18 protein-coding genes are annotated in these 24,879 nt (G+C 64.4%); 12 read left to right on the forward strand and 6 right to left on the reverse strand.

What is annotated here, in order from left to right; translation table 11 throughout:
• Window positions 1–95: 95 nt before the first annotated feature.
• From AB4Z51_RS12390 to AB4Z51_RS12400, 3 genes are read right to left on the reverse strand one after another with little or no spacing between them, the layout of a single operon-like run.
• The gene (locus AB4Z51_RS12390) at window positions 96–3,470 is read right to left on the reverse strand and encodes an error-prone DNA polymerase (protein WP_441497484.1); all 3,375 of its coding nucleotides are present in this window, start codon (window positions 3,468–3,470) and stop codon (window positions 96–98) included.
• Window positions 3,467–5,053: a Y-family DNA polymerase gene (locus AB4Z51_RS12395; protein WP_085403874.1), complete on the reverse strand. Its 1,587-nt coding sequence runs from the start codon at window positions 5,051–5,053 to the stop codon at window positions 3,467–3,469. The genes AB4Z51_RS12390 and AB4Z51_RS12395 overlap by 4 nt, the downstream gene beginning before the upstream one ends.
• On the reverse strand, window positions 4,956–5,738 hold the full coding sequence (locus AB4Z51_RS12400; protein ID WP_085403875.1) for an ImuA family protein: 783 nt from the start codon (window positions 5,736–5,738) through the stop codon (window positions 4,956–4,958). Before AB4Z51_RS12400 ends, AB4Z51_RS12395 begins: the two co-directional genes overlap by 98 nt.
• Before the next feature lie 163 nt (window positions 5,739–5,901).
• On the opposite strand from AB4Z51_RS12400, the gene AB4Z51_RS12405 reads away from it, so the two are divergent.
• The 3 genes from AB4Z51_RS12405 to AB4Z51_RS12415 all read left to right on the forward strand — a co-directional run bounded on the left by AB4Z51_RS12405 (window position 5,902) and on the right by AB4Z51_RS12415 (window position 10,316).
• Complete coding sequence (locus AB4Z51_RS12405) at window positions 5,902–7,137, forward strand: putative DNA modification/repair radical SAM protein (RefSeq protein ID WP_441497485.1); 1,236 nt, start codon at window positions 5,902–5,904, stop codon at window positions 7,135–7,137.
• Complete coding sequence (locus tag AB4Z51_RS12410) at window positions 7,137–8,579, forward strand: UdgX family uracil-DNA binding protein (protein WP_085403877.1); 1,443 nt, start codon at window positions 7,137–7,139, stop codon at window positions 8,577–8,579. The genes AB4Z51_RS12405 and AB4Z51_RS12410 overlap by 1 nt, the downstream gene beginning before the upstream one ends.
• Window positions 8,580–8,687: 108 nt before the next feature.
• Window positions 8,688–10,316 (forward strand): inorganic phosphate transporter, encoded by a 1,629-nt coding sequence (locus AB4Z51_RS12415; protein ID WP_441497486.1) that lies wholly within the window; start codon window positions 8,688–8,690, stop codon window positions 10,314–10,316.
• 76 nt (window positions 10,317–10,392) lie between these two features.
• On the opposite strand, the gene AB4Z51_RS12420 is transcribed toward AB4Z51_RS12415, so the two are convergent.
• Window positions 10,393–11,565, reverse strand: a complete 1,173-nt coding sequence (locus AB4Z51_RS12420) for a M20 aminoacylase family protein (protein ID WP_085403878.1) — start codon at window positions 11,563–11,565, stop codon at window positions 10,393–10,395.
• Between the two features lie 211 nt (window positions 11,566–11,776).
• Between AB4Z51_RS12420 and AB4Z51_RS12425 the strand changes: the two genes are divergently transcribed.
• The 6 genes from AB4Z51_RS12425 to AB4Z51_RS12450 all read left to right on the forward strand — a co-directional run bounded on the left by AB4Z51_RS12425 (window position 11,777) and on the right by AB4Z51_RS12450 (window position 17,312).
• Complete coding sequence (locus AB4Z51_RS12425) at window positions 11,777–13,396, forward strand: GMC family oxidoreductase (RefSeq protein ID WP_085403879.1); 1,620 nt, start codon at window positions 11,777–11,779, stop codon at window positions 13,394–13,396.
• Window positions 13,397–13,408: 12 nt separating this feature from the next.
• Window positions 13,409–14,290, forward strand: a complete 882-nt coding sequence (locus AB4Z51_RS12430) for an alpha/beta fold hydrolase (protein WP_441497487.1) — start codon at window positions 13,409–13,411, stop codon at window positions 14,288–14,290.
• A 262-nt stretch (window positions 14,291–14,552) separates the two neighbouring features.
• Window positions 14,553–15,494: a metallophosphoesterase family protein gene (locus AB4Z51_RS12435; RefSeq protein ID WP_441497488.1), complete on the forward strand. Its 942-nt coding sequence runs from the start codon at window positions 14,553–14,555 to the stop codon at window positions 15,492–15,494.
• A 39-nt stretch (window positions 15,495–15,533) separates the two neighbouring features.
• On the forward strand, window positions 15,534–15,857 hold the full coding sequence (locus AB4Z51_RS12440; RefSeq protein WP_028146964.1) for a cupredoxin domain-containing protein: 324 nt from the start codon (window positions 15,534–15,536) through the stop codon (window positions 15,855–15,857).
• A 142-nt stretch (window positions 15,858–15,999) separates the two neighbouring features.
• Entirely contained in the window at window positions 16,000–16,548 is a 549-nt protein-coding gene (locus tag AB4Z51_RS12445) for a sigma-70 family RNA polymerase sigma factor (RefSeq protein ID WP_028146963.1), read from the forward strand.
• Window positions 16,545–17,312, forward strand: a complete 768-nt coding sequence (locus tag AB4Z51_RS12450; RefSeq protein WP_441497489.1) for an anti-sigma factor family protein — start codon at window positions 16,545–16,547, stop codon at window positions 17,310–17,312. The genes AB4Z51_RS12445 and AB4Z51_RS12450 overlap by 4 nt, the downstream gene beginning before the upstream one ends.
• Before the next feature lie 95 nt (window positions 17,313–17,407).
• Here the strand turns inward: AB4Z51_RS12450 and hpnO are convergent, their stop codons facing one another.
• The gene (hpnO, locus tag AB4Z51_RS12455; RefSeq protein ID WP_028146959.1) at window positions 17,408–18,799 is read right to left on the reverse strand and encodes an aminobacteriohopanetriol synthase HpnO; all 1,392 of its coding nucleotides are present in this window, start codon (window positions 18,797–18,799) and stop codon (window positions 17,408–17,410) included.
• A gap of 141 nt (window positions 18,800–18,940) precedes the next feature.
• On the opposite strand from hpnO, the gene AB4Z51_RS12460 reads away from it, so the two are divergent.
• Window positions 18,941–19,618, forward strand: coding sequence for a DUF2147 domain-containing protein (locus tag AB4Z51_RS12460; protein WP_085403884.1), 678 nt, complete (start codon window positions 18,941–18,943; stop codon window positions 19,616–19,618).
• Here the strand turns inward: AB4Z51_RS12460 and AB4Z51_RS12465 are convergent.
• Window positions 19,586–22,174: an MMPL family transporter gene (locus tag AB4Z51_RS12465; RefSeq protein ID WP_085403885.1), complete on the reverse strand. Its 2,589-nt coding sequence runs from the start codon at window positions 22,172–22,174 to the stop codon at window positions 19,586–19,588. The genes AB4Z51_RS12460 and AB4Z51_RS12465 overlap by 33 nt on opposite strands.
• 462 nt (window positions 22,175–22,636) lie before the next feature.
• On the opposite strand from AB4Z51_RS12465, the gene ispH reads away from it, so the two are divergent.
• A complete protein-coding gene (gene ispH / locus AB4Z51_RS12470; RefSeq protein WP_063984631.1) occupies window positions 22,637–23,563 on the forward strand; it encodes a 4-hydroxy-3-methylbut-2-enyl diphosphate reductase in 927 nt (308 codons plus the stop codon).
• A 35-nt stretch (window positions 23,564–23,598) separates the two neighbouring features.
• On the forward strand, window positions 23,599–24,759 hold the full coding sequence (gene hpnH, locus AB4Z51_RS12475) for an adenosyl-hopene transferase HpnH (protein ID WP_063984632.1): 1,161 nt from the start codon (window positions 23,599–23,601) through the stop codon (window positions 24,757–24,759).
• Window positions 24,760–24,879 lie beyond the last annotated feature (120 nt).

Here is a 24,879-nt window from a genome sequence, read left to right on the forward strand (position 1 = left end):
CGCAGCGAAGCAATCCAGAGTCTTTCCACGGGCGGCAGTCTGGATTGCTTCGCTGCGCTCGCAATGACGGTGTGGCAGCATTCTGCGTCACATCTTCAATGGAAATCCCGCGATGGCGGCAGGATGCGGACGTTGCGGGGGTGGCGGATTTTTTGCGCCGGCATATCCGCGTGGGCCCGGGGATCGTCGTTGAGGGGCTCGATCAGGTCGGCGCCTGCCGGCACCGGATGCTTGCGGCTCAGCGCGTCGTTGGCGAGGCCGACCAGATCGTGCGAGCGGTCGACCATGCGCTGGGCGATGAGATGCGTCACCTTTTCGGGGCTGCTCTGGATATAGCCCTCGACCAGGATGAGGCGTGCGCCCATCACTTCCTTGCGGTACTGCTCCATGATCTTGGGCCACACCACGACATTGGCGATGCCGGTCTCGTCCTCCAGCGTCATGAACACGACGCCGCTGGCGCTGCCCGGCCGCTGCCGCACCAGCACCACGCCGGCGCAGCGGACGCGGCGCCGCTCGTTCTCATGGCTGATGTCCCTGCAGGCCACGACACGCTCGCGCGAAAACATCTCGCGCAAAAACTCCATCGGATGGCCCTTCAGCGATAACCGGATAGTCTGGTAGTCCGCGACCACCTGCTCGGCCAGCGGCATCTCCGGCAACGGTTTTGCATGCTCGTCCGGCTGCTCGCGCGCGGTCGCGGCCTCGAACAGCGGCAGCGGCACGTCGTCGGGCAGCCGCCGCACCTGCCACAGCGCCTCGCGGCGGTCGAGGCCGAGCGAGCGGAAGGCGTCGGCATCCGCGAGCAGGATCAGCGCACGCTTGGGCAGGCCGGTGTCGCGGGCGAAGTCTTCGAGCGAGGTGAACCGCTGGCGGTCGCGAGCCTTGATAATGCGGTCGGCCCAGTCTTCCTGAGTGACATAGACCTTGCCCTGCCGCTCAGCCTGCTGCCTCTTAAGCTCCTCCTCATCCGGATCGAGCCAGTGGAAGCCGTCGATCTGGCGAAAACCCAGACGCACGGCGCAATATCCGTCGTCCATATTCTCCAGCGTATTCTGCGCAAAACTGCAGGACACGTCGATGTCGCGCACCTCGACGCCATTCTTGCGGGCGTCGCCGACGATCTGCGCGGGCGCGTAAAAGCCCATGGGCTGCGAGTTCAACAGGCCGCAACAGAACACATCGGGGTGATGATATTTCAGCCATGACGAGATGTAGACGAGCTGAGCAAAGCTCGCGGCATGGCTCTCTGGAAAACCGTAGGAGCCAAAGCCCTTGATCTGGTCAAAGCAGCTTCTGGCGAAGTTGGGATCGTAGCCGCGCGCGACCATGTTGCCGATCAGCTTCTCCTCGTACTGGCCGATGGTGCCGACATTGCGGAAGGTCGCCATCGAGCGGCGCAGGCCGTTAGCCTCCTCGGAGGTGAATTTTGCCGCCTCGATCGCGATGCGCATGGCTTGCTCCTGGAACAAGGGCACGCCTTTCGTCTTGTGCAGCACCTTGTAGAGTTCGTCCGCGGGACCGTGTTCGGGTGATGGCGAGGGATAACTCACCTTTTCCTGGCCGTTCCGCCGTCGCAGATACGGATGCACCATGTCGCCCTGGATCGGTCCGGGCCGCACGATCGCGACTTCGATGACAAGGTCGTAGAAGGTCCGCGGCTTCAACCGCGGCAACATGTTCATCTGGGCGCGGCTCTCGACCTGAAACACGCCGAGGGATTCCCCAGCACACAGCATGTCGTAAACCTTGGGATCGTCCTGAGGGACACTCGCCAGAACCCAGCGCTTGCCCTTGTGGTGGTCGATCAAATCAAAACATTTCCGGATGCAGGTCAGCATGCCCAGCGCGAGCACGTCGACCTTCATCATGTTGAGCGCGTCGACGTCGTCCTTGTCCCACTCGATGAAGGTGCGTTCGTCCATCGCGGCGTTGCCGATCCGCACATAGGTGTCGAGCCGGTCCTGGGTGAGCACATAGCCGCCGACATGCTGGGAGAGATGACGCGGGAATTCGATCAGCTCGGTCGCAAGCTCGACCGCGAGGTTGATCATGGGATTGCTGGGATCGAGCCCGGCCTGCCTGACCTGCATGTCGTTGAGGCCCTTGCCCCAGCTTCCCCAGACGGTGTCGGCGAGCGCGGCGGTGACGTCCTCGGTCAGGCCCAGCGCCTTGCCGACGTCGCGAATGGCGCTGCGTGGACGGTAATGGATCACGGTGGCGATGATCGCGGCGCGGTGGCGGCCGTAGCGGCGATAGACATATTGCATCACCTCCTCGCGCCGCGAATGCTCGAAATCGACGTCGATGTCAGGCGGCTCCAGCCGCTCCTTGGAGATGAAGCGCTCGAACAGGAGATCGACGCTGGTCGGATTGACCGAGGTGATGCCGAGCACGTAGCAGACCGCTGAGTTCGCCGCCGATCCCCGCCCCTGGCACAGGATGTTCTGGCTGCGCGCATAATGTACGATGTCGTGCACGGTGATGAAGTAGTGCGCGTATTTCAGCTCGGCGATCAGCGCGAGCTCTTTCTTCAGGGTCGTGCGCAGCTTGTCATCGATCTTGCCGCCGAAATATTTGTCGACGCCGGCCCAGGTCAGATCCTCCAGATGCTCTTGCGCGGTCTTGCCCCGCGGCACCGGTTCGTCCGGATACTGGTATTTGAGCTGGTCGAGCGTGAAATCGATCTTGCCCGCAAAGCGCATGGTCTCCGCGATCGCCTCGGGAAAATCGCGGAACAGCCGCGACATTTCGCGTGGCGTCTTCAGGAAGCGCTCGGCGTTGGCTTCGAGCTTCCTTCCGACCGCCTCGATCGTGGTTTTTTCCCGGATGCAGGTGAGCACGTCCTGGAGCGGACGGCGGCCGGGATCGTGATAGAGCACCTCGTTGGTCGCGAGCAGCGGCACGTTTGCTTTGGCGGCGAGATCATCGAGCCGCGCCAGGCGGCGGCGGTCGTCGCCGCGATAGACCAGGCTCGCCGCCAGCCACACGCCCTCGGCGCGGCTGTCCTTAAGCTTGGCGAGAACATCCAGCGCCTGCGCGGGCTCGAAGCGATGCGGCAGCGTCAGGATCAGGAGCTGGCCCTCGGAAAACTCAAGAAGGTCGGCAAAAGAGAGATGGCATTCGCCCTTCTCGATCCGCGTGATGTCGTCGCCGCGCTTGCCTCTGGTGAGGAGCTGGCACAGCCGGCCATAGGCGGCGCGGTCGCGCGGATAGACAAAAATGTCGGGCGTGCCGTCGATGAAGACGATGCGCGCGCCGATCAGCAATTTCGGCTTGTGCAGCACCTTGTCATTGTCGAGCTCCTTGTAGGCGCGCACCACGCCGGCGAGCGTGTTGTGGTCGGCAATGCCGATCACGGGAATGCCGAGGATGCTCGCCTGATGCACATAGGCGCGCGGATCCGAGCCGCCGCGCAGGAAGGAGAAGTTGGTGGTGATGCCGATCTCGGCATAAGCGGGCGTGGTCATGCGAAGAGACCGTGCACATACCAGTTGGGGGGAATGGGTTTGCCTTCGTCGTCGAACACCTCTCCTTCGTAAAGACCGTCGCGAAAGATCCAGAAGCGCAGGCCTTCGGCATCCTCGATGCGGAAATAATCCCGCGTCAATTGCTTGCCGTCCTGCCGCCACCATTCCATCGCGATGCGCTCGGGCCCTTCCACCCGCACCACCGCATGCAGCGCACGCCGCCAGGTGAACTGATGCGGCGGGCCGTCCGGCACGGTCGCGAACGGCACCTTGATCGGCTCCGGTCTGTCGAACAGCCGCAGGGGGCGCAGCGGCGGCTCGCTCTCGGCGCGCGCCGGCCATTCGGCCTGCATGGCCACGGCGAGATGGTGCTGGGCAGGCGCGGCCAGCACCGCACATTCGGGGATATGGGTATCCTCAGGCAAATGCACGACGACGCGCTTTCCGCCGATGCGCGCGGCGATGCGGTCGATCAGCGCGGCGAGCTCGTCATTGTCATGGACATGGGCGTCGAGATCGCGCTGCTCCTGCACCACGATCTCGGTGCGGCTCGCCGACAGCCGCACCATGTCGAAACCAAAGCCGGGATCCAGCGGATCGGCGAGCGCATCGAGACGTTCGCGAAACAGCCGGTCGATGACTTTGCTTTGCGTCACCGGCCGCCCGGTCTCGACCATGATCGCGCGCACCACGCCGTCGGTACGAAAGAAGGCGGCTTCCAGGCGCCGCGCGCCCTTGCCCTGCTTCTCCATGGACGCGATCAGCGTGTCGGCGAGCCGCGACAGCGTCAGCGCGATCATGGTGTCGGTGGCGATCGGTTCGGCAAAGCGCTTCTCCACGATATAATCCGGCAGCGGTTTGCGCGGATTGATCGGGGCATCGCCATGCCCCTGCGCATGCGCGAGCAGCGTGGAGAACCGCGCGCCGAACCGCGCCGTGATCTCATGCGGCTCGCGCGAGGCGACATCGCCGATGGTTTTCAGGCCGGCGCGGCGCAGACCAGTGGTGATGGCCTCGCCCGCACCAAGCGCGGATACCGGCAGCCGGCTGATCGCCGCCGCCTCCCCGCCATCGGCGACGATGGTGCCGGAGGCCTGCCGCGTCAGCGTGCGCGCACAGACCGAGGTGCCGGCGATCGCCGCGCTGACGGCAAAACCCTGACGGGCGAGCGCGCGGACGAAGGTCTGCAACAACGCAGCCTCGCCGCCGAACAGATGCGCGCAGCCGGTGATGTCCAGAAACAGCCCGTACGGCGGATCGAGCGCCACCAGCGGCGTGAAGCGGTCGCACCAGTCGGCGACGTCGCTGAGCGTCTTCGCATCGGCCACGACATCGGCGTCGAACACTTTCAAGTCCGGACACATCGCCCGTGCATTGGCCAGGGGCTGGCCGATGTGCAAGCCGAGGCGCTCGGCGGCTTCGTCCAGCGCATGGATCACCAGCGCATTGTTGTCCTTGATGACAACGATGCTCGGATCATTGGTCTTACCCAGCGCGCCGAAGAACCGCTGAATCCGATCGATGGGCAGGCGCGGCAGCCACAGGCTGAGGATACGTCGACGGTTCAGAGAACTGGCACTCATCACATTTCCATTCCATGATCCACCGGCCGCACGGGCCATGACGATTGCGCAAGAGTTCGGCATCGAAGCGCGGCGCGCCCCAGGAGCTCCATGCCGGGCCCGGCGGCGAATGCGCCGCGCGCAACATCCACCGCGTCTCCGCGGTCGAGGGCAGCGGCTGCGCGGCCATCCGCAACATCAGGCCGGTGACACCGGAGCCTTGCGCGGCCAGTGTCAGCTTGCGGCTCGCCACGAGATCGAACTGCCGCGTCTCACCCCAGAGCTCGAGCACAACGGCGCCAAGCGCGTCGCAGGCGAGCGCATCGGCCGAGGTCCGCAACGCGCTCTCGACATCGGCGGCGCGCACCATCACCACGCGGCGCGGATCGAGACCGATCTCGGCAAGCCCGCTCATCGACAGCGCGCCGGTCTCGAGTTCCGAAAAATCCTGCCGCACCCACAGCAGCGGCCGGCGCCGCGAGACACGCCCCGCAAGCCCCATGACAAAACCCGTCGCGGCGGTTCCCTGCCGGCCCTCGCAAAACACCTCGTGGATCACCGCGCGCGCGAGCCCGCCCTTCAGCGCGCTGTCGACCTCGTCGTGGCCGAGCGCGACGCGATCGTGCTGATGCACGACCTCCGCCGTCTCGATGCGCTCGATCTGGCCGCGCAAGGTCGCAAGCGCGTTCATCCGTGCGCCGCTCATATACGCCGCTCCTTCAGAGGTGATTGCCGAGGTTCTCAAAAATAAGAACCTACGGCTGGCTCATTTGTTCATGATATGTTCTAATATAAAGCTAACAGCGGCCGGGGAGTCAATCGAATTGGTGCTCATCCGGATTCGTAAGCTGAATCAAAGGGATTCCACGATGGACGTACAACGCAAGCTGGAGATTCTGGCTGATGCCGCCAAATACGACGCGTCGTGCGCCTCCAGCGGCACCGAGAAGCGGGATTCCAGCGATGGCAAGGGCATGGGCTCGACCGCGCCGGGCATGGGCATCTGCCATTCCTACGCGCCGGACGGACGCTGCATCTCGCTGCTCAAAGTGCTCCTGACCAACGCCTGCAATTACGACTGCCTTTATTGCGTCAACCGCGCCTCCTCCAACGTGCCGCGTGCCCGCTTCACCATCGACGAAGTGGTCAAGCTCACGCTCGACTTCTACCGGCGCAATTACATCGAGGGCCTGTTTCTCTCCTCCGGCATCATCCGCAGCCCCGACTACACCATGGAGCAGGTGGTCAGCGTCGCGCGCAAACTGCGCGAGGAGCATCACTTCCGCGGCTACATCCATCTCAAGACCATTCCCGAGGCCGACGACGCGCTGATCGCGGAAGCCGGCAAATATGCAGATCGCCTCTCCATCAACATCGAGATGCCTGAGGAGACGAGCCTGCAGCAATACGCACCGGAAAAGGATGTGCGCGCGATCCGCCGCACCATGGGCCGGCTGCGGCTGAAGCTCGACGAGGCCGAGGAAAACCGCAGCACAAAGACGAAGGCCAGGCCGCAGCGCTTCGCGCCCGCCGGACAGAGCACACAGATGATCGTCGGCGCCGACGCGGCCTCTGATCACACCATCCTGCACACCAGCTCCAATCTCTATGGCTCCTACCGGCTGCGGCGCGTCTATTACTCCGCCTTCAGCCCGATCCCCGATGCCAGCCGCGCTTTGCCTCTGGTACAGCCGCCGCTGCTGCGCGAGCACCGGCTTTACCAGGCCGACTGGCTGATGCGGTTCTACGGTTTCGACGTTGCGGAGATCGTTGACGACAGCGCGATGCTGCCGCTCGACATCGATCCGAAGCTCGCCTGGGCGCTGCGCCATCGCGACCGCTTCCCGCTCGACGTCAACCGCGCCAGCCGCGAGGAGCTGTTGCGCGTGCCGGGCTTCGGCACCAAGGCGGTCGAACGCATCATCGCGACGCGGCGCGCCACCACGATCCGCCTCTCCGATCTCGCGCGGCTGCATGTGCCCCGCAACAAGGCGCTGCCATTCATCGTCCTCAGCGATCACCGGCCCGCGCCGCATCGCCTCGACGAGGCGCGGCTGATCGAACGGTTCAAGCCGAAGGCAACACAATTGGGGTTTGGCTTCTGATGCAGTACATCACCCTCGACACCGAAACCGATTTCGACGGCTGGCGCAAAGCCGCGCGTAGCCTCGTGCTGCATCATGTGCAGCCAACCGATGTCACCTGGACCGTACAAGGCGGCGAAGCCGAGCTGTTTGCACCGCCCTCCCCGTCTCCGATATTTGAGGTGAACGACAGCACCTTTAACGTCTCGGCAAAATTCGTCGATCTCGCCAAGGCCGCGATCCTGCATCGCGACGGCGAGCGCTTTGCGATCCTCTATCGCCTGCTCTGGCGATTGAAGGACAATCACGATCTCATCGAGGTCGCGACCAATCCTGATGTCGCGCAAGTCACCGCCATGGCAAGAGCAGTCCATCGCGACGAGCACAAGATGCATGCCTTCGTGCGCTTCCGCGAGATCGGCCGCGAGCGCGCGGCGCATTACGTCGCCTGGTTCGAGCCGGAGCATTACATCGTCGAGCTTGCCGCGCCGTTCTTTGCCAAGCGCTTCGCCGACATGCCATGGTCGATCCTGACACCCGATCTGTGTGCGCATTGGGATGGCCACGCGCTCTCGTTCACGTCGGGCGTGAGCAAGAGCGAAGCACCCGGCGAAGACCGGCTCGAGGAAACCTGGCGGCGCTACTACGCCAGCATCTTCAACCCGGCGCGGCTGAAGGTGAAGGCGATGCAGACGGAGATGCCGAAGAAATACTGGAGGAACCTGCCCGAGGCGTCGATCATTAAGCCCTTGATCGAGGACGCCGAGCGCATGACCGGCGCCATGATCGCCAATGCCGCAACCGATCCGCACAAGCCCCAGAAGCGGCCGGAGGCTCCGATGCCACGCAAGCTGGCTGCCGACGATCTCGAAGCGCTCCGCGAGGAGGCCGCGCACTGCCGCGCCTGCCCGCTCTACAAGGACGCGACGCAGACCGTGTTCGGCGAGGGCCCGAAAGACGCGACCATCATGCTGGTCGGCGAGCAGCCCGGCGACAAGGAAGACCTCGCCGGCCACCCCTTCATCGGCCCGGCCGGCCAGATGCTCGACCGTGCGCTTCAGGAAGCCGGCGTCGACCGCAACAAGGTCTACGTCACCAACGCGGTCAAGCACTTCAAATTCGTGCCGCGCGGAAAGATCCGTCTGCACCAGAAGCCGGCGACGCCGGAGATCCGGGCGTGCCGGCAATGGTACGAGCGGGAAGTTTCGGCAATCCAGCCCGAGCTCATCGTGGCAATGGGCGCCACCGCCGCGCAGAGCGTGTTCGGCAAGATCACCCCGATCGGCAAGACCCGTGGCCGGCTCATAGATATGCCCGAGGGACGCAAGGCACTGGTGACGGTGCACCCGTCCTATCTGTTGCGGCTGCCTGATCCGGAAGCCAAAGTGCTGGAATATCAGCGCTTTGTCGAAGACCTGAAGATTGCCGCCAGTTTGCAGAAGAAAGCCCCACGCGCCGCCTAAATACTGGCGAATACTGGTGGGAAAGCGACTTTAGGACGCAGTTGTCATCCAGCCTTCAAATCCATCGCGGACAATAGCCCCTTCAAATTAGTTAAGGGGCGTCCAAAAATGACAGACGTTGCATTCGACCGTGCGGTAGGCGATCCGACGCCCGTCCAGCCGGCTTCCAGGCCAAATCTCGACAAGGGTTTTAACCCGCTCACGATGATCCTGTTCTTCGGCATCCTTGCCGCAGGCCTGCTGTTCGTTGCCTACAGCATCTATGTCGACGTCAACGCGACCGGCACGAAGGTGACGACCTTCCTGCCCTACATCCTCTTGTTCGTCGCGCTGCTGATCGCGCTCGGCTTCGAATTCGTCAACGGCTTCCACGACACCGCCAACGCGGTGGCGACCGTGATCTACACCCATTCGCTGCCGGCTGAATTCGCGGTGATGTGGTCGGGCTTCTTCAACTTCCTCGGCGTGCTGCTGTCCTCCGGCGCGGTCGCGTTCGGCATCGTCTCGCTGCTGCCGGTCGAGCTGATCCTCCAGGTCGGCTCCAGCGCCGGCTTCGCCATGGTGTTCGCACTCTTGATCGCCGCGATCATCTGGAACCTCGGTACCTGGTATTTCGGCCTGCCCGCCTCCTCCTCGCACACGCTGATCGGCTCGATCATCGGCGTCGGCATCGCCAATGCCGTCATGCGCGGCCGCGACGGCACCTCGGGCGTCGACTGGAGCAAGGCCACCGAGATCGGCTACGCGCTGCTGCTGTCGCCGCTGTTCGGTTTCATCTGCGCCGCCGTGCTGCTGCTGCTGCTCAAGTTCATCGTGCGCAACCCTGCGCTCTATGCCGCGCCCGAAGGCAACAAGGCGCCGCCGCTCTGGATCCGCGGCCTGCTGATCGCAACCTGCACCGGCGTCAGCTTCGCCCACGGCTCGAACGACGGCCAGAAGGGCATGGGCCTGATCATGCTGATCCTGATCGGCACCGTGCCGACCGCTTACGCGCTCAACCGCGCGCTGCCGGAGAGCCAGGTCGCCCAGTTCCAGAAGGTCTCGGAGGCCGCCTCCAAGGTGATCGCGGCCAAGGGCGCCGGTCACTCGATCATCGGCGATCCTCGTCCTGCGGTGACGCAGTACATCACCTCGCACCACATCAGCGAAGGCACCTACCCCTCGCTGTCGGTGCTGGTGAAGGATGTCGGCGACCAGGTCGCGAAGTACGGCTCGCTCAACAAGGTACCGGCGGAAGTGGTCGGCAACACCCGTAACGACATGTACCTGACCTCGGAAGCGATCCGCTTCCTGATGAAGGACAAGGAAAACGACCTCAACAAGGAAGAGGTCGCGACCTTGAACGCCTACAAGGGCGGCCTCGATAGCGCCACGAAGTTCATCCCGACCTGGGTGAAGGTCGCCGTCGCCATCGTGCTCGGCCTCGGCACCATGGTCGGCTGGAAGCGCATCGTCGTCACCGTCGGTGAGAAGATCGGCAAGACCCATCTCACCTACGCACAGGGCGCCTCCGCCGAGCTGGTCGCCGCCGCCACGATCGGCGCCGCCGACGTGTTCGGCCTGCCGGTCTCGACCACCCACGTGCTGTCGTCGGGTGTCGCCGGCACCATGGCCGCGAACGGCTCGGGCCTGCAGATGGCGACCATCCGCAACCTGCTGATGGCCTGGGTGCTGACGCTGCCCTGCGCGATCGCGCTGTCGGCCACGCTGTATGTGATCTTCTCGCGGATCTTCTGAAGCCGATCACGCGCCTCAAAGACAAAGGGCCCGTGCGATGCACGGGCCCTTTTCGTTTGTGGTTCGGGGGGCGGCGTTAAGACGCCGCGAGCGATTCCTCGACCAGCTTGACCCAATAGGACGTGCCGAACACGATCGCCTCGTCGTTGAAATTGTAGGCTGGGTGATGCAGGCCGGCGCTGTCGCCGTTGCCGCAGAAGATGAACGCGCCGGGCCGCGCTTCCAGCATGTAGGCGAAATCCTCGCCGCCCATCAGCGGCGGCATCTCGTGCACATTGGCCTCGCCGGCAACGTTCCTGGCGATGCGCCGCGCCACCTCGGTCTCCGCAGCGTGGTTGTTCACGACAGGGTAGTTGCGCTTGTAGTGCAGGTCGATCTTGGCGCCGGTGATCTGCGCCACGCCCGCCACCACCTCGTGCACGCGCTTCTCGACCAGCTTGCGCACCTCCGGCGACAACGTGCGGATGGTGCCCCTCAGCGTTGCGGTCTGCGGAATGACGTTGCGGGCGTTGCCGGCGTGAAATTCGCAGATCGAGATCACGGCCGATTCCAGGGGATCGACGCTGCGGGCGACGATTGACTGCAGCGCGGTGATCACCTGCGCGCCGACCAGCACGGAATCGACGCATTTGTGCGGACGCGCGGCGTGGCCGCCGAGGCCCTCGATCATGATGTCGACCTCGTCGGTCGCCGCCATGATCGGGCCCGGCCGGATTGCGAACGAGCCGATCGGAATGCCCGGGCCGTTGTGCATGCCGTAGACCTGCTCGATGCCGAAACGCTCCATCAGGCCGTCCTTGACCATGGCCGCGCCGCCGGCGCCGCCTTCCTCGGCAGGCTGGAAGATTACGACAGCATCGCCGGCGAAGTTGCGGGTCTCGGCAAGGTAGCGGGCCGCACCGAGCAGCATCGCGGTGTGGCCGTCATGGCCACAGGCGTGCATCTTGCCCGGAGTCTTGGAGGCGTAAGGCAGGTTGGTCTGCTCGTCGACGGGCAGCGCGTCCATGTCGGCACGCATGCCGATCACCTTGAGCCCATCGCCGGCCGGCTTGCTGCCCTTGATCACGCCGACCACGCCGGTCTGCCCGAGGCCGGTCACGACCTCGTCGCAGCCGAACTCGCGCAGCCGGTCCGCAACGAATGCTGCGGTGCGGTGAACGTCGTACAGCAGCTCCGGATGCTGGTGGATGTCCCGGCGCCATGCCTGAATATCGGGTTGGAGGTCGGCGACTCGGTTCACGATGGGCATGGAGGGTCTCAAGCCTTGTTGGGAATACAGGACTGTCTACCATGCAAGCACCAGTCCACCTAACTCCCGTGGATCGAGGGTCCCCTGTGCTCTCGTCATGGCCGGGCCTGTCACCAGCTTGTCTTGGCCATCCACGTCTGACTATTAGGACGGAAAGCGCGTGGATGCCCGGGACGAGCCTGGGCATGACGCATGTTTGGGTGGAAGCAGAATGCCGAGGCGGCTCGAAGGTGAGTTTGACTACATTGTCGTCGGGGCCGGCACGGCCGGCTGCATCATCGCCAACCGCCTCTCGGCCGTATCAGGGAATCGCGTCCTCATTCTCGAAGCCGGCGGCGACGACAACTGGATCTGGTTCCACATTCCGGTCGGCTATCTCTTCGCGATCGGCAATCCGCGTTCGGACTGGATGTTCAAGACCGAGGCCGAGCCCGGTCTCAATGGCCGCTCGCTGGCCTATCCCCGCGGCAAGGTGATCGGCGGCTCTTCGGCGATCAACGCCATGATCTCGATGCGCGGACAGGCCGCTGATTACGACCACTGGCGCCAGCTCGGCATGACCGGCTGGGGTTATGACGACGTGCTGCCGCTGTTCAAGAAACTCGAAGATCACTTCCTCGGCGCGAGCGAGCATCACGGCGCCGGCGGCGGCTGGCGCATCGAGGCGCCGCGGCTGTCATGGGCCGTTCTCGACGCCGTGGGCGACGCCGCCGAGGAGATGGGCATCAAGCGCATTCCGGATTTCAACACCGGCGACAACGAAGGCACCAGCTATTTCCACGTCAACCAGAAGCGCGGTCGGCGCTGGTCGTCCGCGCGCGGCTTCCTCAAGCCCGCACTGAACCGCCAAAATCTGCGGCTCGAGAAGAACGTGCTGGTCGATCGTCTCATCATCGAGCAGGGCCGCGCCGTCGGCGTACGCTTCATCCAGAATGGCGAGGTCATCGAGGCGCGCGCGAAGCGCGAGGTGATCCTCTCGGCAGGCTCCATCGGCTCAGTGCAGGTGCTGCATCGCTCCGGCATCGGTCCCGCCGACTGGCTGTCGCCGCTCGGCATCGACATCGTGATGGACAAGCCCGGCGTCGGCCGCAACCTTCAGGACCATCTCCAGCAGCGCGCGATCTACAAGGTCGAGGGTGTGCGCACGCTGAACGAGACCTACTACAATCTGTTCCGCCGTGGCCTGATGGGGCTCGACTACGCCTTCCGCCGCCGCGGACCGCTGACCATGGCGCCGTCGCAGCTCGGCATCTTCACCCGCTCCGACGCGACGCGCGCCCGCGCCAACATCCAGTTCCACGTGCAGCCGCTGTCGCTCGACAAGTTCGGCGATCCCCTGCACTGCTTCCCCGCGATCACCGTGAGCGCCTGCAATCTGCAGCCGACCTCGCGCGGCACGGTGCGGCTGCGCTCGGCGAGCTTGGACGAGAAGCCGATCATCGCGCCGAACTATCTGTCGACCGACGACGACCGCCAGGTCGGCGCCGACGCCATCCGGACCACGCGGCGACTGATGCGGCAGAAGGCGCTCGCGAAATATCGCCCGAGCGAATATCTGCCCGGTCCCACCGTCGGCGACGACGATGCCTCGCTCGCCAAGGCCGCCGGCGACATCGGCACCACCATCTTCCATCCCGTCGGCACCGCAAAGATGGGCGCGGCGAATGATCCGATGGCGGTGGTGGACGAGCGGCTGCGTTTCTACGGCCTGAGCGGCCTGCGCATTATCGACGCGTCGATCATGCCGACGATAACGTCAGGCAATACCAATACGCCGACAGCGATGATCGCCGAGAAGGGCGCGACGATGATTTTGGAGGACGCGAAGTAGCGTCCCGTCCCCATGATCAATCCACATCGCTTCTCCATTGGCCCCACTGACGCGCAGATCGCGATGCTGCAATGGGGCGAGAGCGGGAGGCCGCCCGCGCTGCTCGTGCACGGCACCGGTTTCGTCGCCGACGTCTGGGACGAGGTCGCGCGCGAGCTTGCATCGACCTGCACCGTTTACGCGCTCGACCGCCGCGGCCACGGCGCGAGCCACAAGCCCGATGCCTATCATTTCCTTGATTATGCCGAGGATGTCTGCCAGGTGATCGATGCGCTCGATCTGCGCGACGTCTACGGCATCGGCCACAGCGCCGGCGCGACCGATCTCCTGCTCGCGACGAAACTTCGGCCAGGACGCTTCACGCGCCTGTTCGTGATGGAGCCGACCGTGATGGACCCGCGCGCGGCGCGGCCCGGAGGCTTGAGCGAAGACTCGCTCACCCGCGTCCAGGGCACGCTGCGCCGGCGGGCCGAATTCGACAGTGCCGACACCGTGTTCGAGCGCTACCGCACAGCGCCGGCGTTTGCCGATTGGACCGAACCATCGCTGCGGGCCTATGTGCGCCACGGCTTCGTGCCGCTGGAGAATGGCCGGGTTCGGCTTTGCTGCACGCCCGAGATCGAATTCGCAATCCTGCGTCCGATCTACGAGGCGATGGAGCAGGTCTATGTCGGCGATGCCCGCGGCAATCCGTTTGTCTCGCTCACCGAGATCGACTGCCCGGTGCGCGTCACCACCGCCGCGAAGTCGGGGCCGATCTACAAGGAGATGGCGCGACGCGCCGTGTCGCTGATTCCGCGCGTCAGCACACTGGTCTTCGAGGGCGCCGGGCACTGCGTGGCGCAGGAAGTGCCGGAACGCGTGGTGGAGGCCGTGCGGGAATTCGCGAAATAAGTCTCGCGCCCCGGACGCGCTGCAGCGTGCAACGCTGCTGCGCAGAGCCCGGCCCAGACAATCCGAGCCGCGTGGGTCCCGGCTCTGCGGCGCACCGCCATAACGCGTCGAAGACGCGCGTGAACCCGCTCTTGGGCGCTGCACCGCGTCCGGGACACGAGACCCTACCACCTCACGAAAACGTCATCGCATCCGGGAATAAGTCTCCTCCGCCCCCAATCACCTCCCCGAAGCCCAATTCCGGGCGAAGTGGAGACGTGCGATGAGCGGCCACGATCACGGGGACGGCGTCAGCCGCCGCAAGGTGCTGGAATGCATGACCTGGGCCGGCACCGGGGTGCTCTGGACCATCACGGGCGGCGTGCCGCGCTCGCTCGGCATCATCGATTCCGCGCAGGCCGCCACGGCAGCCGCGCCCGGCATGACCTTCCTCCAGATCAGCGACAGCCATGTCGGCTTCGACAAGCCGGCAAACCCCAACGCGCTCGGCACGCTGGAGGAGGCCATCAACAAGATCAACGCAATGCCGGCAAAACCCTCCTTCATGATCCACACCGGCGACATCACGCACCTGTCGAAGGCCGCCGAGTTCGACAATGCCGACCGCATCATCTCGCAGAGCAAGCTCGACGTGCACTACGTGCCTGGCGAGCATGACTTTCTCGACGAGGAGGTGAAATTCTATCGCGAGCGTTACGGCCGCGGCACCAAGGGTGCAGGCTGGTATTCGTTCGACGCCGGCGGCGTACACTTCATCGGCCTCGTCAACGTCGTCGACCTCAAGGGCGGCGGTCTCGGCAATCTCGGCGCCGAGCAACTCGCCTGGCTCGAGGACGATCTGCGCGGCAAGTCGAAATCGACACCGATCGTGCTGTTCGCGCATATCCCGCTCTGGACGGTCTATCCCGAATGGGGCTGGGGCACCGAGGACGGCGGTCGCGCGCTCGAATACGTCAAGGGCTTCGGCTCCGTCACCGTGCTGAACGGACATATCCATCAGGTGATGCAGAAGGTCGAGGGCAWCGTCACTTTCCACACCGCGCGCTCGACTGCGTTCCCGCAGCCCGCGCCGGGGACCGCGCCCTCGCCCGGACCGATGAAGGTCGAGGACGCAAAGCTGCGCGGCATGCTCGGCGTCGCCAGCATCAACTTCAAGCAGAACGAGCAGCGGCTCGCGATCATCGACACGCCGCTGCAGGGTTGATCCAAGATTGAACGGAAAAAGGCTGAACGGAAGCTGACAATGAAAACACTCAATCGCCGCGACTTCGGTGTCGCCGTGGTCGCGGCCATCCTGTTGCCCGCAACGACGGCCCGTGCCGACGACATGGAAGTGCATATCGACAATTTCGTTTTCCAGCCGGCCGAGTTGAAGATCAAGCTCGGCACCACCGTGACCTGGACCAACCGGGACGACATCCCGCACACCGTGGTGTCGGCCGGCAAGTTCAGGTCCAAGGCCCTGGACACCGACGACAAGTTCTCGTTCACCTTCACCAATGCGGGCGACTACAAATATTTTTGTTCGTTGCACCCGCACATGACGGGGATGATCAAGGTTGAGTAACGTCTCAAACCAAGGCATCAACGTCTTGCCCGGCCGGTGGTCCCACGCCGGCCGGGCTCGTGTGCCTTCCGTCACACACGGAGACGAAACAAACAGGGACGAAACAACGCGACGCGCAGAACAAGAGGCAAAGCGAGGAGCGATGCCCGCCAACGACGATTTGCAGAAGGCGCAGCGCTTCCGTGAAGCCGCGCTGCCCTATCTCGACGACGTCTACACGCTCGCGCGCTATCTGCTGCGCGATGCCTCCGACGCCGAGGATGCGGTGCAGGAGTGCTATTTGCGCGCGCTGAAGCATTTTGACAGCTATCGCGGGCCGGCGATGAAGCCCTGGCTGTTCGCGATCCTGCGCAACGTCTGCAACGCAGAATACGCGCGGCGCGCGCACAGGCCCAGCGCGATCGAGGATACGCCCGGCGCCGCCGAGCAGACGCCGATCTGGCAGGAGAGCGAGGCGAGCCCCGAGACCGAGGTGCTGCGCAGCCGCGATGCCGGCGCCATCCGCAAGTTGATCGACGCGCTCGCCGAACCGTTCAAGGAAACATTCGTGCTGCGGGAGATCAACAACCTGTCCTATCGTGAAATCGCCGAGGCCGTCGGCGCCCCCGTCGGCACCGTGATGTCCCGCCTCGCCCGCGCCCGCGCCATGCTGCGCGCGGCCTGGACGGCGGAAGAGGAGCACTCGAGATGACCTGCGACGAAGCAAAAATCCTGCTTCACGCGCTGCTCGACAACGAGCTCGATGCCGGCCACGCGCGCGAGGTCGAAGCCCACATTGCCAGTTGCCCGGACTGCGCCGCGGAGTTTGCCGCACAACGCGAGATGCAGCGCGTGCTCGCCGACACCGATTTGCGCTATGCCGCGCCGGCTAGCCTGCGCGCCCGGATCGAAGCCGCGCTGCCGCAGCCGCAGCGCCGGCAACCGACCCGCCGCTCCGTGCTGCGCGGCTTTGCGATGGGCTCGGCCGTCTCCGCGCTCGCCGCCTCCGGCGTCGTCGCCGTGGTGCTGCGCCAGGACGACCAGCAGCGCATCCTGTCGGAGGTCGTCTCCGCGCATCTGCGCTCGCTTCAGGCCGGCCATCTCATCGACGTGGTCTCCACCGACCAGCACACCGTGAAGCCGTGGTTCAACGGCAAGCTCGACGTCGCCCCGCCCGTGATCGATCTCACCGCGCAAGGCTTCACGCTGGTCGGCGGCCGGCTCGACTATATCGACGCCCGCGCCATCGGCGCCGTCGTTTACAAGCGCCGGCAGCACGTGATCAATTTGTTCGTATCGCAGACATCGAACGCGGAATATCGCGCGCCGAAGACCGAGACCATGCAGGGCTTCAACTGCCGCCGCTGGGGCAATCGCGGCCTGAACTTCTGGGCCGTCAGCGATATCGGCGCCGACGAGCTCGCCGAATTCGTCGACAAGTTCGAGGCGGSGATGAAGGCGAATGTGGAGGGGTAGCTGGCGGAGCGAAGCAATCCAGCCCGCATCCGCAGAGGGATACTGGATTGCTTCGCTTCGCTCGCAATGACGACCGCTGAGATAGATCGGCGAATTTACGCCGACCGCCGCACCGCGTTGTCCACCAGCGTCTTGCCGAGCGACCAGATCGCGCCGGGGACCTTGTGGCTGCCGGCGATGACGTCGTCGAAGGCGCGCTCGATCCAGCCGCAATCTTCCTCGGTGATGGTGAGCGGCGGCAGCAGCTTGATGGTGTGGCTGCCGTGACCGGCGACTTGCGTGAGGATCTTGTGGTCCTTGAACAGCGGCACGGTGATGAGCTGGCAGAACAGGCCCTTGTTGGCAGCTTCCAGCACGTTCCAGGACGCCCGCAGCCGCAGCGACTTCGGCGGGCCGAACTCGACGCCGATCATCAGGCCCTTGCCGCGCACTTCCTTCATCAGCTCGTAGCCTGGCACCATGCGCGTCAGCGCGAGGCGCAGCTCGGCGCCGCGCTTGGCGGCGGACTCGATCAGCTTCTCGGACTCCATGACGTCGAGCGTCGCGATGCCCGCGGCCATCGCCAGATCGTTCTTGGAGAAGGTGGAGCCGTGCACCACGGCGCGGTCCATCTGGTTGAAGATCTTGTCGAAGATGCTCTTGCGCGTCAGCACGGCGCCGACCGGCACGTGGCCGCCGGACAGCGACTTCGACAGCAGCACCATGTCGGGCTCGACGTTCCAGTGCTCGACCGCCAGGAAGCGGCCGGTGCGGCCCATGCCGGTCTGGATCTCGTCGGCGACGAACAGCGTGCCGTATTTCTTGCAGAGCGCGGCAGCGCCCGGCAGGAACTCGTCGGTGGGCATGTTGACGCCCTTGCCCTGGATCGGCTCGACGACGAAGGCCGCAACCTCGCGCGAGGCCAGCGCCTTTTCGAGCGCGGCGAGGTCGTTGAACGGAATCGAGGTGCAGCCGGGCAGCAGCGGCTCGAAGCCGGTACGGAAGTTCGAATCACCCGTTAGCGACAGCGCGCCGTAGGTCAGGCCATGATAGCCGTGGGCGCAATAGACGATGCCGGGACGGCCGGTGGCGCCGCGGGCGAATTTGATCGCGGCTTCGACGCATTCGGCGCCGGAATTGGCGAAGAACGCCTTGTCGAGATAGGGGACGTATTTCAGCAGCCGCTCGGCGAGCACGCCGGCAAGCACCGAGACGTCGAACTGGACCAGATTGGGCAGGTCGGCATCGAGCACGCTCTTGAGCGCCTCGCGCATGACAGGGTGATTGCGCCCGATCGCGAACACGCCAAAGCCGGACAACAGGTCGAGATAGCGCGCCCCCTCGCGATCGTAGAGGTACTGCCCCTGCCCCTTCTGGAAGCCGACATCGTAGCCGATGGTCTTGAGAACCCGAACGAACTGCTCGTTCAGATACCGATTATGCAGGGTGCTGCGCTGGGCCTGACGGTCCGCGAATAGCTGAGACATGTCTGGATTTGGGCTGTGCATCCGCTACATACTTCGCTTGAGGGCCGGCTCGTCAACTGAAAAGGGACCGTTACCGAAAACGGTCTGTGCGGCCTTTTGCCCTTTTTCGGACCATCTTCGCAAGCACAGCTTTAAACCATGTTGCACTGCCAAGGAACTATCATGCGTTTAGCCCTTTACACCGGACTAATACTGGCTGGTGGTTACACCTGCCTGACACCCGCGCTCGCCGCCGATCCCACCGGCGACTGGCGGGTCGCCGACGCCGTCGCCAACATTCGTGTCGCCCAATGCAATGGCAGCATGTGGGGCGCGGTTTCCTGGGAAAAACAGCCCGGCGGCCGCGATGAATACAATCCGGATCCGTCGAAAAAGACCAGGCCGACGCTGGGCATGGCGACCCTGATCGACATGAAGAAGAAGCCCGGCGTCGATCAGTGGGAAGGGCAGGTCTACAACGCCAAGGACGGCCAGCTCTACAGCGCAACCATCACGACCGTCGGCACCGACCAGCTCGAAATCAAGGGCTGCGTGATGGGCTTCCTCTGCGGCGGCGAGACCTGGACCCGCGTCGCCCCGCCGATTCCTTTGAGCACCGCCAACGCCATGGCCAAGGGCGCACCGAAGCCCACCGGCGCGGCGCCGAAAGCCCAAGGCAACAACGGCGGCACCACAGGCGGCCCGACAACAGGCGGCACGACCGGCGCCAGCGCCACAGCGCCGGCCCCTGCCCCCGCAGCCCAGAAGACCGCTACCACCGCCAAGCCCGGTCAGAAGAACGCCGCCGACCCGGTCGGCGACATCTGCCTACTCCCTGAGATTGCGGGGTTTGCCCATTAGGGCCGGCTGGAACAGCAGCACTGCGGCAAGCGTCGTCACCAGCGAGAGTGCGAGTAGCTTGCCCATGCTGGACGTTCCGGGGTGGCTCGACAGCCACAGGCTACCGAACGCGGTCGCCGTCGTCAGCGCGCTGAAAAAGATCGCGCGTGTCAGGCTGGTCTGGAGCAGGTTTGTCCTGCCCGAGCGCCAGGCCACGACATAATAGATCTTGAAGGCGACGCCGACGCCGAGCAGCAGCGGGAACGCGACGATGTTGGCGAAGTTGAGCGGCAGCCCGATCAACACGCAGATTTCGAGCGTCACCGCGCCGGCGACCAGCAGCGGCACCAGCGTCATCAGCACGTCGACGAACCGCCGCAGCGTGATCCAAAGCAACAGGCCGATCACCAGCAGCGCGTAGATGCCGGCGTGGATGAACGCCTTCACCACGGTGTCACCGGATTTCAGGATCGAGACCGGCCCGCCGATCGCGGTCGGCTCGGCCGCGAGCACCGCCGCCGCAAATTTGCGCAGCGTGTCGTTGTCGTTGGGATCGCCCTTCGGCTGCGCCTCGACGCGGATGATCCCGTCCTTGCTCTTCCAGGCGCTGACGAGCTCGGGGGGCAGTGAGGCCAGGGTGACCGGCCCGGCCTGCATCGCGTTCCTGAGCTGGCCGAACGCGATCTTCAGCGGCGTGACGAACACGTCCTGCGCCGTGTTCCGCGTGGCCTCGTCGCCATTGGCGAGCTTTTCGAGCGCGTCCGCCAGCCGGCGCGAGGCGACGGCGCCCGGGCCCTTCGTGTCACCGGCGGTCCGGCGCAGATTGTCGACCGAGGATTTCAACGCCTCGACGTTTTCCTTGTCCGTTGGCGCAGCGTCGACCTGGTCAGGATTGAGCGCGGGGTTGAGCACCTTGGCGCCCTGCGCGAGCAGCTTCAGCTTTGGCGCCTGGTCGGTCGGCACGAAGCTGTCGAGCGACATCACGCGCAGCACCTCCGGCACCTTCTCCAGCTTCGCCTCGACCTGCCTCGCCTGCTCCTCGGACGTGGTCATCACGTTGATGGCATTGGCGCCGGTGTTCGGATCCTTGCGCAAATCGAGGAAGGTCGCGATCGACTCGGCCTTCGGGTTGCGCAGGTTCATCGGGTTGAAGTCGAACTTCAGGAAGTAGAGCAGCGGCAGGCCGGCGAGCGCCAGCAGCAACGTGCCGCCCACGACCAGCACACGGTGCTTCTCCAGAAAGTAATCGAGCGGCGCCAGGAAGGCATAACCGACGGGCTCCTGCTCACCGGGCGGGTTCAACAGCTTCAGCATTGCGGGCAGTACGGTGATGCTGGAGAGGAACGCCACCAGCATGCCGACGCCGGCGATCTGGCCGAGCTCGGAGATGCCCTTGTAATCGGTGGGCAGGAAACAGAGGAAGCCGGCGGCGGTCGCCATTGCCGCCAGCGACAGCGGCACCGCGGAGCGCTTGGCGGCAAGCACCAGCGCGCCGGAGAGATCGTTGTGCTTGTAGCGCTCCGAGCGGTAGCGGACGCTGTACTGGATACCAAAATCGACGCCCAGTCCCACGAACAGCACGGCGAACGCGATCGACAGCAAATTGAACGAGCCGACCATCATCAGGCCGGCAGCGGTCGTCAGCGCAAGGCCGACGAAGAGATTGACGAACACCGCGAAAATGATCTTCGACGAGTGCAGCGCCATCCACAGGATGAGCAGCACGACCAGCACAGTCCCGACGCCGTTGACGACGGCGCCCTCCTGGACGGTGGCGTATTCCTCGTTGGCGATCGGGACGGGACCGGTCAGTCGCACTCGTGCCTGGTACTTGTTCGCAAAATCCAGATCAACTGCCGCCTTGCGGATCGCGTCGGTGGCGCCCTTGCCGGGCTCCAGCGCGTTGTAGTCCAGGATCGGCTTGAACTCGATGAAGGCGCGCTTATCGGAATCCGTCAGCGGCTCGTCGCTGACGAGCTCACGCCAGGAGAAGCTCGCTTTGCCCTTGTTGAGCACGGTCTCGACGGTCTGCGCGATCTGATTGAAGGGCCGCGCGGTATTGTCGAGCTTGACCTGGCCGCGCTTGACGCCGGCAAGTCCCGTCTCCAGCGCGCCGGTCAGGCCGCGGATCGAGGGATCACCGGCCATGATCTCGACCAGGGGCGCTGCGGATTCGAACTGGCTGGTGATCTTGCCGACCTCTTCGGTCGGCAGGAACAGCAAGCCGTTCTTCTCAAAGAACTCGCCGGTGCCGAGCTGCTGCATCGACTGGAAGTCGGTCTTGTTGTCCTTCAGCTTGGCGAAGAGCGCATCCGCCGCCGCGGTCGCCATCTCCGGCGTCCTGGCCTCGACGACCGCGAGAATCGTCGCGTCGCGGTCGAAGGCACGGTCGAATTGCTGGTCGCGCTGGCGCCAGTCCAAATTCTGGGCAATCAGCGAATTGATGTCGGTGTTGATGGCGAAATGCTTAGACGTGTAATAGCCCGCCCCGACCGAAAGCAGGAGCCCGAGAACGACGACGAGGGAGGCAAACCGGGTGCAGGCCCTGACGATGGCAACGACTACGCTTTGCAGCATCTTTTCTTTCTGCGGTTAACAGCTTGCCGGAAACGCCCGCTGTTTATCGGAGTTCCCCGGCGAAACCTATTGCTGTTTTGAGTGGTTCTCGCCGCACGAAGGTTCGAGGTAAACGGCGACAGACCTAGGCAAAATCATGCGGGGCGGTCGGTATAGCCGGTGACTTGAGGCGGGAAAGTGGCGAAGCGGTGAGCACAAATGTCGCCATTTTGATCAGAGCGCATGCCCTATTATAATACCGCGGATGCGCACGGTAACGGAACCAGGGTTTCATCCGGTCTTTCCTTTTTGCCGATTTTTTGACACAAAGTGCTGTGCCTCCATGCGCCGGGGCCCAGATAGGGTGGGCGGTTACCGCGTGCGCGAAACCAATGGTGCGGTTATTGCAACTCATTGGACAGTATCGAAGTGCCGCCGGGGACTTGAGAAGCGGATTGGTGCAAATTGCGTGATGGGCGTCCTATGGAAGTTTATCTAGCGCAGCCGCGCGGCTTTTGCGCGGGCGTGGTGCGTGCGATCGAGATCGTGGAACGGGCGCTGGAGAAGTACGGCCCGCCCGTCTACGTGCGCCACGAGATCGTGCACAACAAGTACGTGGTCGAGAGCCTGAAGAACAAGGGCGCGATCTTCGTCGAGGAACTGTCCGAGGTTCCGCCGAAAGCCGTGACCGTTTTCAGTGCCCATGGCGTCGCCCGCAGCGTCGAGGAAGAGGCTGCCGCGCGCGACCTTCCGGTGCTCAATGCCACCTGCCCCCTGGTCACGAAAGTTCACAATCAGGGGAAACGCTACATCTCCAGGGGCCGCACCCTGATCCTGATCGGCCATGCCGGCCACCCCGAGGTCGAGGGCACGATGGGCCAGGTTCCCGCCCCGGTGCTGCTTGTCCAAAGCGTTGAAGAGGTTAAGGCCTTGACGCTGCAGGCGGATACGCCAGTGGCCTACATCACCCAGACCACCCTGTCGGTCGACGACACCAAGGACATTATTGCGGCCCTCCAGGCCCGCTTTACAGATATTCAAGGCCCGGATATCCGGGATATCTGCTATGCGACACAGAACCGCCAATCTGCGGTAAGGGACTTGAGCAAGCTGGTCGACGTGATCTTGGTGGTGGGCGCTGCCAATAGCTCGAACTCGAACCGGCTCCGCGAAATCGGCACTGAGGCCGGCGTCGCGAGTTATTTGATTGCCGACGGCAGCGCGCTCAATCCGGAGTGGTTGAAAGATGCCAAGACCGTCGGCGTCACGGCCGGCGCTTCGGCGCCTGAGGTACTCGTGGATGACGTGATCGAAGCGATGCGGCGGATCGGACCAGTCAAGGTCTCGGTGCTGCCGGGCCGCGAGGAAAACATCGAATTCCGGCTTCCGGCCGAACTGGCTGCGAGCTGACCCACCCGAATTCCTAGCCCAGAAAGAAACTTGTAATGGCTATCCCCTTCTTCAAGGAAATGCGTATCGGCGGCTATTTGCTCAAGCAGAAACTGCTTGGCCGCAAGCGCTATCCGCTCGTGCTGATGCTGGAGCCGCTGTTCCGCTGCAACCTCGCCTGCGTCGGCTGCGGCAAGATCGATTATCCGGATGCGATCCTCAACCGCCGCATGACCGCCCAGGAGTGCTGGGACGCGGCCGACGAGTGCGGCGCGCCGATGGTCGCCATTCCCGGCGGCGAGCCGCTGATCCACAAGGAGATCGGCGAGATCGTGCGCGGCCTGGTCGAACGCAAGAAGTTCGTCTCGCTCTGCACCAACGCGCTGCTGCTCGAGAAGAAGCTCGACCTGTTCACGCCCTCCCCGTACCTGTTCTTCTCGGTGCATCTCGACGGCCTGAAGGACCATCACGACAAGGCTGTGTCGCAGAAGGGCGTGTTCGACCGCGCCGTCTCCGCGATCAAGGCGGCCAAGGCGCGCGGCTTCACCGTCAACGTCAACGCCACCATCTTCGACGGCCATCCGGCCGAGGAGATCGCGAAATTCCTCGACCTCACCGTCGAGCTCGGTGTCGGCGTCTCGATGTCGCCGGGCTATGCGTATGAGCGTGCGCCGGACCAGGAGCACTTCCTCAACCGCACCAAGACCAAGAAGCTGTTCCGCGACGTCTTCGCGATGGGCAAGGGCAAGAAGTGGAACTTCATGCATTCCGGCCTGTTCCTGGACTTCCTCGCCGGCAACCAGGAATACGAGTGCACGCCGTGGGGCATGCCCGCGCGCAACATCTTCGGCTGGCAGAAGCCCTGCTATCTGCTCGGTGAAGGCTATGCCAAGACCTTCAAGGAGCTGATGGACACCACCGATTGGGAAACCTACGGCACCGGCAAGTACGAGAAGTGCGCCGACTGTATGGCCCATTGCGGCTACGAGCCGACGGCTGCGACCGCTGCCATCAGCCACCCGCTGAAGGCGATGTGGGTGTCGCTGCGCGGCATCAGGACCACGGGCCCGATGGCGCCCGAGATCGACATGACCAAGCAGCGTCCGGCGCAGTACATCTTCTCGGCGGAAGTGCAGAAGCGCCTGTCGGAGATCCGCAAGGACGAGGCGGCCGCGGCGCAGGAGAAGGCGGCGCGGAAGGCGTCGACCGCCGCGTAAGCACGCAAGTCGGTACGAACAAAGAAGGCCCGGTCGCCACCGCGACCGGGCCTTTTCATCTTCGGCACGAACGCCCCGAGGCGACCGGAGGCAGATCCGCTGCCCCGTGAAGCCAAACGG

The organism is Bradyrhizobium sp. 2TAF36 (assembly GCF_052114925.1).
In the GTDB taxonomy this organism is placed as follows: domain Bacteria; phylum Pseudomonadota; class Alphaproteobacteria; order Rhizobiales; family Xanthobacteraceae; genus Bradyrhizobium; species Bradyrhizobium barranii.

What these genes read in the sequence shown, in the direction of transcription:
- hpnO (WP_028146959.1), bottom strand. Translation starts at nt 18,799, where the DNA reads ATGCACAGCCCAAATCCAGACATGTCTCAGCTATTCGCGGACCGTCAG.
- AB4Z51_RS12430 (WP_441497487.1), top strand. Translation starts at nt 13,409, where the DNA reads ATGATCAATCCACATCGCTTCTCCATTGGCCCCACTGACGCGCAGATC.
- AB4Z51_RS12405 (WP_441497485.1), top strand. Translation starts at nt 5,902, where the DNA reads ATGGACGTACAACGCAAGCTGGAGATTCTGGCTGATGCCGCCAAATAC.
- AB4Z51_RS12445 (WP_028146963.1), top strand. Translation starts at nt 16,000, where the DNA reads ATGCCCGCCAACGACGATTTGCAGAAGGCGCAGCGCTTCCGTGAAGCC.
- hpnH (WP_063984632.1), top strand. Translation starts at nt 23,599, where the DNA reads ATGGCTATCCCCTTCTTCAAGGAAATGCGTATCGGCGGCTATTTGCTC.
- AB4Z51_RS12420 (WP_085403878.1), bottom strand. Translation starts at nt 11,565, where the DNA reads ATGCCCATCGTGAACCGAGTCGCCGACCTCCAACCCGATATTCAGGCA.
- AB4Z51_RS12410 (WP_085403877.1), top strand. Translation starts at nt 7,137, where the DNA reads ATGCAGTACATCACCCTCGACACCGAAACCGATTTCGACGGCTGGCGC.
- AB4Z51_RS12395 (WP_085403874.1), bottom strand. Translation starts at nt 5,053, where the DNA reads ATGAGTGCCAGTTCTCTGAACCGTCGACGTATCCTCAGCCTGTGGCTG.
- AB4Z51_RS12460 (WP_085403884.1), top strand. Translation starts at nt 18,941, where the DNA reads ATGCGTTTAGCCCTTTACACCGGACTAATACTGGCTGGTGGTTACACC.
- AB4Z51_RS12415 (WP_441497486.1), top strand. Translation starts at nt 8,688, where the DNA reads ATGACAGACGTTGCATTCGACCGTGCGGTAGGCGATCCGACGCCCGTC.
- AB4Z51_RS12390 (WP_441497484.1), bottom strand. Translation starts at nt 3,470, where the DNA reads ATGACCACGCCCGCTTATGCCGAGATCGGCATCACCACCAACTTCTCC.
- AB4Z51_RS12400 (WP_085403875.1), bottom strand. Translation starts at nt 5,738, where the DNA reads ATGAGCGGCGCACGGATGAACGCGCTTGCGACCTTGCGCGGCCAGATC.
- ispH (WP_063984631.1), top strand. Translation starts at nt 22,637, where the DNA reads ATGGAAGTTTATCTAGCGCAGCCGCGCGGCTTTTGCGCGGGCGTGGTG.
- AB4Z51_RS12465 (WP_085403885.1), bottom strand. Translation starts at nt 22,174, where the DNA reads ATGCTGCAAAGCGTAGTCGTTGCCATCGTCAGGGCCTGCACCCGGTTT.
- AB4Z51_RS12425 (WP_085403879.1), top strand. Translation starts at nt 11,777, where the DNA reads ATGCCGAGGCGGCTCGAAGGTGAGTTTGACTACATTGTCGTCGGGGCC.
- AB4Z51_RS12440 (WP_028146964.1), top strand. Translation starts at nt 15,534, where the DNA reads ATGAAAACACTCAATCGCCGCGACTTCGGTGTCGCCGTGGTCGCGGCC.